This is a genomic window from Saccharothrix sp. CB00851 (genome assembly GCF_001905065.1).
Classification (GTDB): Bacteria; Actinomycetota; Actinomycetes; order Mycobacteriales; family Pseudonocardiaceae; genus Actinosynnema.
Map to the genome: position 1 here is coordinate 235,292 of NZ_LWLC01000056.1, position 13,344 is coordinate 248,635.

Here is a 13,344-nt window from a genome sequence, read left to right on the forward strand (position 1 = left end):
CGGGGCCGCAGCTGGGACCAGGGCCGGGAGTGGGACCAGGGCCGGGAGTGGGGCCGTGGGCGGGACCAGGGTTCGGGCCGGGGGCGGGGCAGGTACCCGGGCTGGGGCCGGGAGCTGGGGCGCCTCCCGGTCATCCGCACCAGTACCCGCCGGGCATGCCGGGTGGACCGCCTCCCCGAAGCGGCGGGAAGGGGCCGCTGGTCGCGGTGTTGGTCATCGTGCTCGTGCTCGGGCTGGGGGTCGGTGGGTACTTCGTGTACCGCGGACTGGACGACTCGGCCAAGGCGAAGCCGGTCGTGGACTCGTCCCAGGACCTGGAGAAGGCGCCGATCGGCTGCGCGATGTTCGACGAGGCCGAGGTGGCGCCGTACATCCCCGGCCGGATGGACTACGAGGTCGGCTCGGCCAACCCGGGGCCCGGCGAGTCGTACGACCAGGGCCAGTGCGCGTGGAACAACCCGGACTTCACCAAGCAGAAGGTCCGGCCGGCGCACGTGATCGTCACCAGCTACGTCTACCACGCGAACCTGAAGATGTCCGGCGTGGACCGGGCCAAGGAACACCTGGACCGGCGCGTGCGGACCAGAGCGGTCGCGGTGAACGTGGAGGACGCCGACGACGCCCTGCTCGTGGAGCAGAAGAAGGTCGACTGGTCGGTGGAGGTCGTCGTCCGCTACCACAACGTCGTCTACTCGATCGTCTACTCCAACCAGACCGAAGGCGCGAACGTCAAAGGCGGTGCGACCGCGCTGGCCACGATCGCGATCGGCAAGGTGGCGAAGGACGACTGAGCCGGCAGGTGCCGGTGGTCGGGGGACCACCGGCACCTGTGGGGAAACCGCGGTGCGGTTTCAGTTGGCGGGTTCGCCCGAGGGCGCGGTGAGGGTGGTGCCGAGGCGGACCGGGGTGCCGAAGTTCGGTGTGCCGTCCGCGTTCCAGGTGAACTTCTGGGCGCGGGTGGAGCGGTTCATGTCGCAGCCGCCGCTCGCCGAGTCGTTGGCGTGGTAGACGATCCAGTCCTCGGTGCCGTCCGGTGACTTGAAGAACCCGTTGTGGCCGGGTGCGTAGACGCCGTTGGCGTCGTTGCGCTGGAACACCGGGTTGGGCGACTTGGTCCAGTGCGCCCGGTTGAGCGGATCGGTGCCGGTGAGGGTGAGCAGGCCCAGCTTGTAGTCCGGGCCCCAGCAGGCGCTGGCCGAGTACACGATCATGGTGCGGCCGTTGTGGTACAGCGGTTCGCCGCCCTCGTTGACCGGGTGGGTCTGGCGTTCCCAGGACAGGGTCGGCTGGGAGATGGTGCGGCGGGAGCCGCTGATCGTGTACGGGTTGGACAGCGGGGTGATGGTCAGCGACTGCGTCCCGTCGGTCGCGCTGCCCAGCAGGTACAGCCGGCCGTTGTGCTGCAGGATGCTCGGGTCCAGCTCCCAGGTGTTGCCCAGGTCGGCCTTGAAGCTGTACGGGCCCATCGGGTCGGTGCCTGCGCTCTCCAGCACGTGCAGCCGCTGCGTCGGGTTGAAGTCCGGGACGTTCTGCCCGGCCACGTAGTACAGGTACCAACGCCCGTTGAGCAGGTGGAACTCCGGCGCCCACATGTTGCAGCACCCGTTGGGCCTGGTCAGGTTGAAGATCACCTGGTCGGCCGCGGTGGACAGGCCGGCCAGCGTGCGGGACCGGCGCATCGTGATCGTGGAGTTCCAGGTCGTCGTGGCCAGGTAGTAGTACCCGTTGTGGTACTGCAGCCACGGGTCCGGGCCGTTGCGCTTGATCGGGTTGGTGAACGTGCCCGGTGCGGGCGCGCCCAGCCTCACCAGCTGCCACTGCTGGTTCGTGCCACCGGTGTCCGGCCACTGGATCACCTGCGCGCCGTTCGCGGTGGAGAAGTCCAGCACGTCGACGGCCTTGCCGCTGGCGCGGTTGAGCAGCCGGACGTACCCACCGGCGGAGTCGGCGAGCCGGAACTGCTGACCGGTGCGGTTGGCGTCGGTGTTCTGCACCAGACCGGTGCGGTCGGCCGTGGACGGGAAGTCCAGCACCTTCCCGCTGTGCCGGGACTTCAGGCGGTAGTAGCCGCCGCCGGAGTCCACGAACTGCCACTGCTGCCACGCACCGTCGTTGCGCGTGTACTGCGAGATCCGCGCGCCGTCGTTCGTGGCGAGGTCGTAGACGTCCAACGCCTTGCCGCTGTTGCGGTTGACCAGGACGTAGGACGCGGTGGTGTCCACCACGGCCGCGGCGGCCGTGGGTGGTAGGGCCGAGGTGATGCCGCCGATGAACGCGGCGGTGGCCAGGAGGACGAGAGGCGTCCGGCGGCCGGTTCTGCTGATCGGTGTCAAGGTGCGCTCCCTGCGACGTTGCACGGGTTACCGGTCGTCAGCGGACGTAGGGCCAGCCGGCGGAGTCCCAGCCGAGCCAGTTGATGCCCAGCAGTGACGCGTTGTTGTCGGCGTAGTAGTGGTAGACGAGGATGTCGTTGTCGGTGTCGGCGAACACGTCCTGGTGGCCGGGGCCGTGGACGCTGCCTTGGCCGGCGAGGATCTCGGTGCCGCCGCCGGAGGTCATGGCCGTGCCGTTGCGGGCGACGTACGGGCCGGTGACGCTGGTCGAACGGCCCACCATCACGCGGTACGTGCTCGCCGCGCCCTGGCAGCAGCGGTCGAACGAGACGAACAGGTAGTAGTAGGAGCCCTTCTTGAAGATGTTCGGCGCCTCGATCGCGCCGCCGTTGCGGCCGGCGATGGAGCGGATCGTGGAGTCGGACCGCAGGCCGGTGGACGGGTTGAGCGCGATCATCTTGATGCCCGACCAGAACGAGCCGAAGCTGAGCCACCAGCGGCCCTGGTCGTCCACCACGAGGTCGGGGTCGATGGCGTTGAAGTTGTCGCTGGTGCGGGACTCGATGACCAGGCCGCGGTGGGTCCAGGTGCCGGAGTTGCCGCTGGGGCTGGTGGCCAGGAAGATCGCCGACCGGTTCGAGCCGAACGTGGAGGCCGAGTAGTACAGGTAGTACTGGCCGTTGCGGTAGGAGATGTCCGGCGCCCAGAGGTTGCGGCTGCCGTTGGTGTAGGTGGTGGTCCAGGAGGCGCCGTTGGGGAACACCGAGCCCGCGTTGCGGAAGGCGGTGCGGTCGGTGGAGGTCTTCAGCGCGATGTTGTTCCCGGTGTGCGCCACCAGGTAGCTCCCGTCCGGGCGCTTGACCACGCTCGGGTCGTGCACCCCGACGTCACCGGTCACGCGACCCGGTCCGGGGTAGGCCGACGCGTGCGGCGCGAGTGCGACCGTCACGGCCATTGTGGTCAACAGCGTCAAGGCCAGTTTTCTCAATGCGACCACGGTTTCCTCGAATTCCTCGGGTTGGGGGGTGGTGGCGGCGAGCTGGCGGCGTGGGTGTGGACGGGCAGCACTGAGCCCGACGCCACGGCGGTGCCGGGGCGAGGAGCGTGGGTGCTGGGCTCAGCGGGGGTGCGCGGACCTCGGTCGCCGATGGGCTGACGGGCGTGGCGCGGGGCTGTCGGAACACGGCAGCCCGGCGGCTCTGGACGTGCGCGGACCCATGCTTCGCCTCCTTGCGAGCAGGAATCGTCAAGCGCGACCGGGCGGGTGCCGGGTACCAACCGGCCGGGAACGCTCCCTGGAACCATACGAGAGGTCTCCGGCGCCGGCAAGCCTCCTGTTATCGCTAACAGCAGCAGCGCGCTGGTCGAACCAGTTCGAAGGGGTGAGCGTTTCCTGCGCTTGGCGGGCGTGGTCCGGGCTCTATGTTATCGCCAACATCGATCAAGAAAACATCCCGGGTCCGCTGTGGACGAAAGGGGGCCGGGGGAGCGATGTCCCCCGGCCCCGCCGCTGACCAACGCCACCCGTCGTGACTCGTCCACGTGGTCCCCCTCTTGGCCGTGTACACCGATCCGAAGTGTCTTCAGTGGATGGTCCCGGCCTCCCGAGCCGACGGCGCGGGCGCCGCCGACGGGCGCATCCGCGACGCCACGACCAGCGTGAGGACAACGACCACCGCCATGGCCGGGAACACGTCGGAGTACGCGGCACCCTCGGGCTCGGGGGTAGAAGGGGTTGACCGCGCCGGCGCCGCTCTCCAGCCGGGCGGACACCAGCACGCCGAACACCGCCGGACCGGTGCCCGCGCCCAGGAACTGGACGCCCTGGAGGACGCCGAGGCCGACGCCGACCTGGTCGCCGGGCAGTTCGGCCGCCGCGGCGCCGATGAGGGTCGTCATCACCAGGATGAAGCCGATGCCGAGGACCAGGCCCGCGCCGAGGCCGAGCAGGATGCCGCCCGGGATGTCGATCGGGCCGCGGCCCGCCGGCGAGTCGTCCGGGAGCACGCGCAGCGCCGGCGGCACCAGCACCAGGGCGACCACCAGCATGATCCAGGACAGCGCCGGCCAGCCGAGCCACTGCCCGACCAGACCGCCCACCGCCGGACCGGCCGCAGTGCCGACGCCCGCGCCCGCGGAGACCACGCCGATGCCGATCCCGCGCTTTTCGGTGGAGGGTTCAGGCCACCACGCCGTCGACCTGGAACGTCTGCACCTGACCGGCGCCGAACGGGACCCGGAGGACCTTGCCGCCGACGCGGGTGTCCCGGCGCTGGACGTACCGGTCGCCGCCCGCGGTGGTGGTGGACCAGCGCGTGACCACGCCGTCGGGTACCTGGCCGAAGCGGGACAGGTCGAAGGTGAGGGTCTGCGCGGAGCCGGTGTTGGCGGCCACGATGGCCAGGCGGCGCGCGGTGGCGTCGTAGGCGGCGACGGCCAGGTCGCTGCCCGTGTCCAGGATGCGCATGCCGGGTCGGATGTGGCGGGTGAACTGGGCCAGCACGTAGTACTTGGTCTCCACCGCGCCCGCGCGCAGGGTGCCGCCGTCGTACTTGATGGCGCCCCAGCCGGCGGTGGGGTCCATGACCTGCCAGTAGCACCAGGCGGTCGGATGCAGCCAGGTGAAGTCCAGCAGCAGGCAGCGGGCCGTCTGCAGGCCGGAACCGTCGCCGTCGCCGTGCTCGGAGTTCCACAGCACCTTGCCCGCCGCGCGGACGTCGCTGGACAGCAGGTCGCGTCGGCCGCCGGTGCCCTGGTAGCCGTGCACGTTGACCTGGTTCACCAGGCCCTTGGTGGTGGCGTCGAAGCTGTTCCAGGTGGTGCGGGCCAGGTCGTAGCCGGTCTCGTCGGACGCGGAGATCCTCGTGCCGCTCAGGCCCTGCCGGTTGAGCTCGGTGCGCAGGTGGGCCAGCACGCTGCGCTGCGTCGTGGCGTCGATCTTGCAACCCTCTTGGGTGCCGTTGGCGTGCCAGTAGTTGGAGGACGGCTCGTTGAACGGGTCGACAGTGCGGAAGTTCACGCCCCACTGGTCACGGGCGCGGCGCGCGGTGACGGCCAGGTGGTGGGCGTGCTGGCGGTGGTTCCACGGCTGGAGGTTGGTGTCACTCGCGCTCGCCGCGCCGGAAGGGTTGTGGTTGAGGCACATCCACCACATCGGCGAGTTGGCGAACAGTTCGCTCATCGCGCCGCGCTGGGTGGCCTTGACCAGGGCGGCGCGCTGCTTGGCGTCGGCGTTCCAGTTCCACGCCGCCGAGTTCGGGTCCTCGTTGTTCCAGTCCTGCCAGAAGCCCTCGATCTGCTTGAACCGAGGGATGTTCGGTGAGGCGACCATGCGCTCGCCGTTCACCGCGTTCCAACTGGACGCGCCGAGGTTGTAGCGGGCGATGTTCAGGCCGAGACCGGGCATGGCCACGCCGTTGTAGGTGACGGTCTTCGTGGTGAAGAACAGGTCGGCGAAGTCGTCCCGGTCGCCGAACACGTTGGCCCACCAGGCGAGGGAGGTGCCCCAGCCCTCCCAGGTGCCGTAGTTGACGCCGGGGTTCACGCCGATGGTGGCGTCGGCGCGGGCGGTGCCCGTGCCCAGCGCGCCGCTCGCCGCCGCGACACCGGCCGCGGCCAACACCGTTCTGCGGTTGATCATGAATGCTCCTGTCGGGAGTCGGTCATCGCTGAGCGGTGGCGGCGGCCGTCAGCCGGTCGGGGAAAGCGAGGCGGTGTTTACGCAAACATCGGTGACCTGACCGTAACGTCGGGTACACCGGGCTGTCCAGGGTCGGTCAACGTTGTCAATCGAAATCCAACGAAATCCGGCACGGATCCCGGCCTGTCATCGCGGAGTCAACAAAAGTGCACATCGGTGGCAGGGGTCGGCTCACCCGCCCGGGTCTCACGGTCGTGCGGGCCGGCGTTTCCCGGACGTGAGAGCGGGTATGGCCCCGACACGGGCTCGTATCGGGAACGCACGGAGGTGGCGATGTCCGCATACACCACTCGCGACCGGCTGGCGGACTGCCTGAAGGAGGTCGACTTCCCCGCGAACAAGGACGAGCTGATCTACGCGGCCCAGGAACGGGGGGACGAGATCACGGCGCGGGCGCTGCGCGCGATCCCGCCGGTCGACTACGCGAACAGGGCCGAAGTGGTGGCGTCGGTCCGGTTCGACGACGACACCATCACGCGCGCCAACCCCGGCGGGCGCTGAACCGGGACCGCGCGGAGTCCGGCCACACCGGTGGTCGCCCGGCAGGGTGAGGGGCGGCCACCGCGGACTTACCGTTCGGCCACTCGCCCGTGACGTTTCCGGGTGCTACGCGGGCGGGGCCGTGCTCGCCCGCACCACCAGCTCGGTGGCCAGCATGATCCGGGGCTGGGCCGGTGGCGTGTCCTGCGTGAGGCCGACGATCATGTCCGCGGCCGCCGCCGCCATGTCGCTGAGCGGCTGGCGGACGGTGGTCAGGGCGGGGATGGCCCACCGCGCCGGTGGCAGGTCGTCGAAGCCGACGACGCTGAGCTCCTGCGGGATGCGCAGGCCGGCTTCGTGCGCCGCCTGGTACACGCCGATGGCCTGCGCGTCGTTGAACGCGAAGATCGCCGTCGGGCGGTCGTCGAGGCGCAGCAGGTCACGGCCGTGGGCGAGGCCGTCCACGACGTTGAAGTCGCCGACGCGGACCAGCTCCGGGTCGACGGGGACCTCGGCGGCGTCCAGCGCGGCGCGGAAGCCGTCGAGGCGGGCCCGGCTGGACAGCGCGTGGGAGGGGCCGGTGATGGCGGCGATGCGCCGGTGCCCGAGGTCGAGCAGGTGGCGGGTCGCGGACAGGCCGCCGTTCCAGTTGCTGGTGCCCACGGTCGGGAACTCCTGTCCCGGGTCGCTGGTGGGGTCGACCAGCACGAACGGGATGCCGCGGCTCGCCAGCTGCGCCTGCTGGGCGGGGTTCGGCGCGGAGAAGACGGTGATCACGCCCGCGGGTTTGCGGGCCAGCACGCCTTCGATCCAGGTGCGTCCGGGCGTGTGGCGGCCGTGCAGCTCGGTGAGCACGACGGCGAGTTCGTGCTCGCTCGCCACGCGCTCCACGCCCTTGATGACCTCCATCGCGTAGGCGCCTTCGAGTTCGTGCAGCACCAGTTCGACCAGCGTGGCGCGGTTGGGCTTCTTCTGCCTCCGGTACCCGTGCTCCCGGATCACCTTCTCGACCAGCGCGCGGGTGACCGGGGCGACCTCCGCGTGCCCGTTGACGACCTTGGACACCGTGGCGGTGGACACGCCCGCCAGCTCGGCGATGCGCGCGATGGTCGCGCCACCGCGCCCGGCGGCATCGGTCGGGCGTCCGGTGGAGGCCATGGCGGAAGTCTAGTGCGGTCTCCCCGGCCCGAACCGTTCGGCTCGGCGCCCGAACGCCTTGACGGTCGACGTGACCGGCCTTACTGTCGGCCGCGTTAACATTCGGGGGGTTAGTCGAAACTTTCGGAGTGGATGGTCCACCGGCCGCCACTTGCCCGCCTTCACCCGTGCGGCCGGTCCCGACACCGATGTCAGGAGACGACACATGTCAGCACCAGCAGGCCGTGCCCGTCGCGTCCTCGCCGCGACAGCCGCCGCCGTCGTGGGCACGCTCGCCGTCGGCATGGCGGTGGCCGCGCCGTCGACGGCCGAGCCCGGCCCGACCCTGGGGCAGCTCGCCGCCGCCAAGGGCCGCTACTTCGGCTCCGCCACGGACAACCCGACGCTGGACAACGCGCCCTACACCGCCGTGCTGGGCAGCGAGTTCAACCAGATCACCGTCGGCAACACCCAGAAGTGGCAGTACACCGAACCCAGCCGAGGGCAGTTCGACTTCACCCAGGCCGACCGGATCGTCGCGTTCGCCCAGGCGCACGACCAGATCGTGCGCGGTCACACGTTGGTGTGGCACAACCAGCTCCCCGGTTGGGTCAACGACGTGCCCGCCGGTGAGCTGCTCGGGGTGATGCGCAACCACATCGCCAACGTGGCCGGGCACTACAAGGGCGAGGTCGTGCACTGGGACGTCGTCAACGAGGCGTTCGAGGAGGACGGCACCCGGCGGCAGTCGGTGTTCCAGCAGAAGATCGGCGACAGCTACATCGCCGAGGCGTTCAAGGCCGCCCGTGCCGCCGACCCGAACGCCAAGCTCTACTACAACGACTACAACGTGGAAGGCGTCAACGCCAAGAGCGACGCCATGTACGACATGGTGAAGTCGTTCAAGCAGCAGGGCATCCCGATCGACGGCGTCGGCCTGCAGGCGCACCTGATCCTCGGCCAGGTCCCGAGCACGGTGCGGCAGAACATCCAGCGCTTCGCCGACCTCGGCGTGGACGTCGCGATCACCGAACTCGACATCCGCATGCGCACGCCCCGCGACGCGGCGAAGGACGCCCAGCAGGCGGCCGACTACCGCACCGTCGTCAACGCCTGCCTGGCCGTGACCCGGTGCGTCGGCATCACGGTGTGGGACTTCTCCGACGGCTACTCGTGGGTCCCCTCGGTGTTCCCCGGCGAGGGCGCCGCGCTGATCTACGACGAGAACTTCACCAAGAAGCCGTCGTACTGGGCCGTGTACGAGGCGCTCGGCGGCACCCCGGTCACGACCACGACCACCACGGGCGGCAACACCTCCGGCTGTGCGGCGACCTACCGGGTGGTCGGCCAGTGGAACGGCGGCTTCCAGGGAGAGGTCACCGTCCGCAACACCGGCACCGCCGGCATCACCGGCTGGACCGTCAGGTGGACCCTCGCCGAGGGGCAGCGGCTGGGCAACGTGTGGAACGGCGTGTCCTCCACCAGCGGCCAGGAGGTGACCGTCCGCAACGCGAGCTACAACGGCACCCTCAACGCCAACGGCACCACCACGTTCGGCTTCATCGGCTCGTTCACGGGCGGCAACCCCACCCCGTCCGCCATCACCTGCACCACCGCCTGATCGGCAACCGGGGCGGGCGGCGATTCGTCCGCCCCGGTTCCCCCGGCACGGGCCGCCCGCCCGTTGACGAAACCAGACTTGTTCTATAAGAATTAGAACATGCTCTTCCGGGTTGACCCCAGCAGCAGCACGCCGCTGGGAGACCAGATCGCCGCCTGTGTCCGGAACGCGCTGATCAACGGCACCCTGGGCCCGGGCGAGCGGCTGCCGCCCGCGCGGGAGCTCGCATCGTCGCTCGGGGTGAACATGCACACCGTGCTGCGGGCCTACGCGGCGCTGCGGGACGAAGGGCTGATCGAGCTGCGGCGGGGACGGGGTGCGGTGGTCACCTCGGCCGGGCCGGACGAGCGGGCACGGCTGGCCGACGCGGTGCGGGAGGTCGCGGTGACGGCCCGGCGGATCGGGATGGGCGCCGACGAGGTCGTCGCCCTGATCAGGGAGGCGTTCGCGTGAACCAGACCTTTCGGTGGCTGACCGGCCTCGTCCTCGTGCCCGGCGCGGTGGTCGGTGTGACCGCTGTGGTGGTGTCGGGCTGGGTCGACCGCCTGCCCGCACGGATCGCGAACAAGGGCGGTGGCGGCAGGCCGGTGGTCAGCACGTTGGCCACCGAACCGCTGATCACGGTCGGATTGGCCGCGGTCGCCGGGTTGTGGTTGCTGGGTGTGGTGGCGTTCGTCGTGGCCGGCCGGAGGCTGCCCGCGGTGGCCGCGCACTGGGCGCGCACCGTGACCCAACTGCTGGTGGCGGTGCTGGTCACCGCGCTGTGCGGCGCGTTGCTGCTGACGCTGTCCACGGCGCTGGACACGCGGGGCCCCGAGGAAGTGCGGGCGCCGTCGACCCTGCTCCTGGTCGCGCTGCCGGTGTCGCTGGTGGTGGTCGGCGGGCTCGCGCTCGTGCTGGCCGGGCGGCGCCCCTCCGGGTTGCCGGTGGCCGGTGCGCCGCCCGCGAGCGCGGCCCGGATTCCGCTGGCCGAGGGGGAGCGGGTGCTGTGGAGCGAGCACCGCGTGCTGCGGCCGTTGGTGTGGGCCGCCGCCGGTCAGGCATTGCTCGGTGTGGTGATGGCGGTGGTGTTCGGGCTGTGGCTCGGTGTGGCGTTCGCGCCGGTCGGGTTGGTCGCGGTGGTGACCGGGGTGGTGACGTTGGCGGGCAGCCGGTACCGGTTGGTGGTGGACGAGCACGCGGTGCGGGTGGCCACCGGGCCGTTCCGGCGCGAGTTCCCCCTGACCGCAGTCGAGCACGCCACGAGTTCGCCGCTGAACGTCGGCGATTGGCTGACCGCGAACGTGCGGCACGGCTACGGCACCGTGATGGCACCCGTGCCGGGCCCGGCCGTGCGCCTGGCGTTCGCCGACGGCAGCGGGTTCACCGTGGGCTGCGAGGGCGCCGACACCGTGGCCGCCCTGATCAACGGCCTGCGGGACCGCGCGGTCTAGGCGAGCCCTCCGGTCGACAGTCGGGTTCCCCAGCCGGAAGTACGACGTCGGTCCCGGTCTTCCGGTTGGTGGAGCCGTGGCCGGATGCCTGATGATTCGGCCCCGCCTCCTCGGCCACGATCGGTGGCATGACGACGACAACGCCCGAGCGGGCCGTTCACCGATCGGCCCGGGGAGCCACGATGAAAGCGATCACCCAGCACCGGTACGGCTCGCCGGACGTGCTGCGGCTCAGCGAGGTCGATCGGCCCGTGCCAGCGGACGACCAGGTGCTCGTGCGGGTGCGGGCCGCGACGGTGAACGCCCGCGATTGGCACGTGATGCGCGGCGACCCGTACCTGGCGCGGCTCATGCCGGGTGTGATGGGGCTGCGCGGGCCGCGGGTGGGGATCCTGGGTACCGACTTCGCCGGTGTGGTGGAGGCGGTCGGTGCGCGGGTGACCCGGTTCCGGCCGGGTGACGAGGTGTACGGCGAGGCCGACGGCGCGTTCGCGGAGTACGTGTGCGCGTCGCACGACGTCGTGGAGCGCAAGCCGGCCAACCTGACGTTCGAGCAGGCGGCGGCGCTGCCGCTGGCGGCCAACACCGCGCTCATGGGACTGCGCGACCAGGGCCAGGTGCGGCCGGGGCAGCGGGTCCTGGTCAACGGCGCGTCGGGCGGTGTCGGCACGTTCGCCGTGCAACTCGGCAGGTGGCTGGGCGCCGAGGTGACCGCGGTGTGCGGCACCAGGAACGTGGAGCTGGTCGCCTCGCTCGGCGCGGACCACGTCATCGACTACCGACAGGACGACTTCACCCGCGACACCGGTCGCTACGACGTCGTGTTCGACCTCGTGGGCAACCACTCGTTGACCGCCCTGCTACGCACCCTCAGGGCCGGGGGCGCGCTCGTGCTGTCCGGCGGCGGCGTGTCCACCGGTGGCAGCCTCGTCGGGCCGATGGGTCTCATCGTGCGGGCGAAACTGGCGGGTGCGTTCATCCGCCGGCACCGGGTGCTCGTCCTCGAAGCGCGGCCGGGCCGGGAGAACCTGGCGACGCTGGGCGAACTCGCCGAAGCGGGCACGCTGGTGCCGGTGATCGACCGGACCTACGAGCTCGGCGAGGTGCCCGAGGCCATCCGGTACGTCGAGGACGAGCACGCCCGCGCCAAGGTCGTGATCACGGTGTGAACGCCGCCCCCACGGCGTCCAGACGACGTCCAGTCCCCGTCCAGCGCCGGCTGGGAGCGTGCCGGCAGCAGGCAACACGGACGGGGTGGACATGGGATCGAAACCTACCGGCAGAAGAATTCCGGCATTGACAGCGATAGTGGCGCTCGTGCTGTTCGGCGCGTTGGGAAACACGCTCCCGGCACAGGCCTCGGCAGCCCTCGGCCTCGGTACGCAGGAGGTCACGGCGGTACCCGGCGTGTCCGAGCAGAAGCCGGACGCCGCCAAGCGACCCGTCGGCCCGCGCTCGGTGGCCGAACTCGCGAACGGCTCCGCGATCGCGCTGCGCCCACAAGCCGCCGGCAAGGCACCGGGCATGGTCGAGAGCGCGCGGGAGGAGGACGCGGGCTGCACGCCCTACATCAGCGGGACGATCACCAAGGTCGGGCTCAGCGTGCGGATCGACTACCTGGCGGAAGTCCTCTGCAACTTCTACCTCGCGGGTGCCGGGCAGGCGTACCTGATCGAGCGGACGTCCGGCTCGCCGTACAACGGGCAGGTCGTCGCGGCGGCGACGCCGTTCTCGTTCGTCAACGGCTACTACGGCTACAGCTCCGGCGCGGTGATCATCGACGGGTACGTCTACGACGGCGGCGCCCGGATGGAGATCGGGTTCAACCTGGCGCTGCGGGCGTACAACGGCGGCATCTGGACCGGCTGCCTCGCGCTGCCCAACGGGCTGCGCTACCTGAGCGCCTGCTCCGGCCTCGGCACCGACACCGTGTCGGTCGGGGTCGGGTCCGGCGAGGTGTCCACCGGTCTCGCGCCCAACCGCCTGGCGGTGCTGGAGAGCCTGACGTCGCCCGGTTCCGCCAGCTACGACGCGTGGAACATCGGGCGGTTCTACCCGGACTACGCGGCGTACGAGTTCGACTGGAGCACCAACTACTGCAGCTGGGCGCCGGACAACCCGATCGGGTTCACGTTCGAGTCGGCCTGCGCCCGACATGACTTCGGATACCGCAACTACAAGGCCGCGCAACGGTTCGAGGCCAACAAGGCCCGGCTCGACCTCGCCTTCTACGGTGACCTGCAGCGGGTGTGCGCCACCTACCCCGACGCGGTGCGTCCCGCCTGCGACGCCCTGGCGAAGGTCTACTACGAGGCGGCGCAGAACTTCGGGTACCTGACCGCCACTCCCGAGCGGGGCGACGGCCACCGCGTTCCCGCCTGACCCGTCGCTCGGCCGACCCGACCTGCCGATCGACGAGTGCCTCACGGCGGAGCCCTCGGGCTTCGCCGTGAGGTTCGTCGCCCGTCGTCCAGGCGACCAACTGTTCCGGCACGGCCCGCCGCCCGGTGAAGTGCTGTCCCGGCTGGGAACCGCGGTGCGCGCCGAACTCCTCGTCCCACAGCGGCGCGCCGGAGAACCCCCGGTCGGTGGCGAACCCGAGCGCGGACTCCGCCTGCACCGCGGTGGCCCGGATCCGCA

General features: G+C 70.8%; 12 protein-coding genes. 7 read left to right on the plus strand and 5 right to left on the minus strand.

Annotated elements, in window-relative coordinates; translation table 11 throughout:
- Positions 1-206: 206 nt before the first annotated feature.
- The gene (locus A6A25_RS38225) at positions 207-791 is read left to right on the plus strand and encodes a hypothetical protein (protein ID WP_073898812.1); all 585 of its coding nucleotides are present in this window, start codon (positions 207-209) and stop codon (positions 789-791) included.
- A gap of 60 nt (positions 792-851) precedes the next feature.
- Here A6A25_RS38225 and A6A25_RS38230 read toward each other — a convergent pair whose 3' ends face one another.
- The 4 genes from A6A25_RS38230 to A6A25_RS38245 all read right to left on the minus strand — a co-directional run bounded on the left by A6A25_RS38230 (position 852) and on the right by A6A25_RS38245 (position 5,973).
- Positions 852-2,333, minus strand: a complete 1,482-nt coding sequence (locus A6A25_RS38230; RefSeq protein WP_241829140.1) for a family 43 glycosylhydrolase — start codon at positions 2,331-2,333, stop codon at positions 852-854.
- A 37-nt stretch (positions 2,334-2,370) separates the two neighbouring features.
- Positions 2,371-3,288, minus strand: coding sequence for an arabinan endo-1,5-alpha-L-arabinosidase (locus A6A25_RS38235; RefSeq protein ID WP_073898815.1), 918 nt, complete (start codon positions 3,286-3,288; stop codon positions 2,371-2,373).
- A 470-nt stretch (positions 3,289-3,758) separates the two neighbouring features.
- The gene (locus tag A6A25_RS38240) at positions 3,759-4,478 is read right to left on the minus strand and encodes a hypothetical protein (RefSeq protein ID WP_073898817.1); all 720 of its coding nucleotides are present in this window, start codon (positions 4,476-4,478) and stop codon (positions 3,759-3,761) included.
- 34 nt (positions 4,479-4,512) lie between these two features.
- A complete protein-coding gene (locus A6A25_RS38245) occupies positions 4,513-5,973 on the minus strand; it encodes a beta-1,6-galactanase (RefSeq protein WP_073898819.1) in 1,461 nt (486 codons plus the stop codon).
- Positions 5,974-6,306: 333 nt separating this feature from the next.
- Here A6A25_RS38245 and A6A25_RS38250 point away from each other — a divergent pair, with 333 nt between their 5' ends.
- Entirely contained in the window at positions 6,307-6,534 is a 228-nt protein-coding gene (locus A6A25_RS38250; protein ID WP_073898821.1) for a DUF2795 domain-containing protein, read from the plus strand.
- A 105-nt stretch (positions 6,535-6,639) separates the two neighbouring features.
- Here A6A25_RS38250 and A6A25_RS38255 read toward each other — a convergent pair whose 3' ends face one another.
- Positions 6,640-7,671 (minus strand): LacI family DNA-binding transcriptional regulator, encoded by a 1,032-nt coding sequence (locus tag A6A25_RS38255; RefSeq protein WP_073898823.1) that lies wholly within the window; start codon positions 7,669-7,671, stop codon positions 6,640-6,642.
- Between the two features lie 205 nt (positions 7,672-7,876).
- Between A6A25_RS38255 and A6A25_RS38260 the strand changes: the two genes are divergently transcribed.
- The 5 genes from A6A25_RS38260 to A6A25_RS45105 all read left to right on the plus strand — a co-directional run bounded on the left by A6A25_RS38260 (position 7,877) and on the right by A6A25_RS45105 (position 13,086).
- A complete protein-coding gene (locus A6A25_RS38260) occupies positions 7,877-9,271 on the plus strand; it encodes an endo-1,4-beta-xylanase (protein WP_073898825.1) in 1,395 nt (464 codons plus the stop codon).
- Positions 9,272-9,370: 99 nt separating this feature from the next.
- On the plus strand, positions 9,371-9,724 hold the full coding sequence (locus A6A25_RS38265; RefSeq protein WP_073898827.1) for a GntR family transcriptional regulator: 354 nt from the start codon (positions 9,371-9,373) through the stop codon (positions 9,722-9,724).
- Complete coding sequence (locus tag A6A25_RS38270; protein WP_073898830.1) at positions 9,721-10,704, plus strand: hypothetical protein; 984 nt, start codon at positions 9,721-9,723, stop codon at positions 10,702-10,704. Before A6A25_RS38265 ends, A6A25_RS38270 begins: the two co-directional genes overlap by 4 nt.
- Before the next feature lie 182 nt (positions 10,705-10,886).
- Positions 10,887-11,873: an NAD(P)-dependent alcohol dehydrogenase gene (locus A6A25_RS38275; protein WP_073898832.1), complete on the plus strand. Its 987-nt coding sequence runs from the start codon at positions 10,887-10,889 to the stop codon at positions 11,871-11,873.
- A 127-nt stretch (positions 11,874-12,000) separates the two neighbouring features.
- Positions 12,001-13,086: a phospholipase gene (locus A6A25_RS45105; RefSeq protein ID WP_198933003.1), complete on the plus strand. Its 1,086-nt coding sequence runs from the start codon at positions 12,001-12,003 to the stop codon at positions 13,084-13,086.
- The last annotated feature ends 258 nt before the right edge of the window (positions 13,087-13,344 follow it).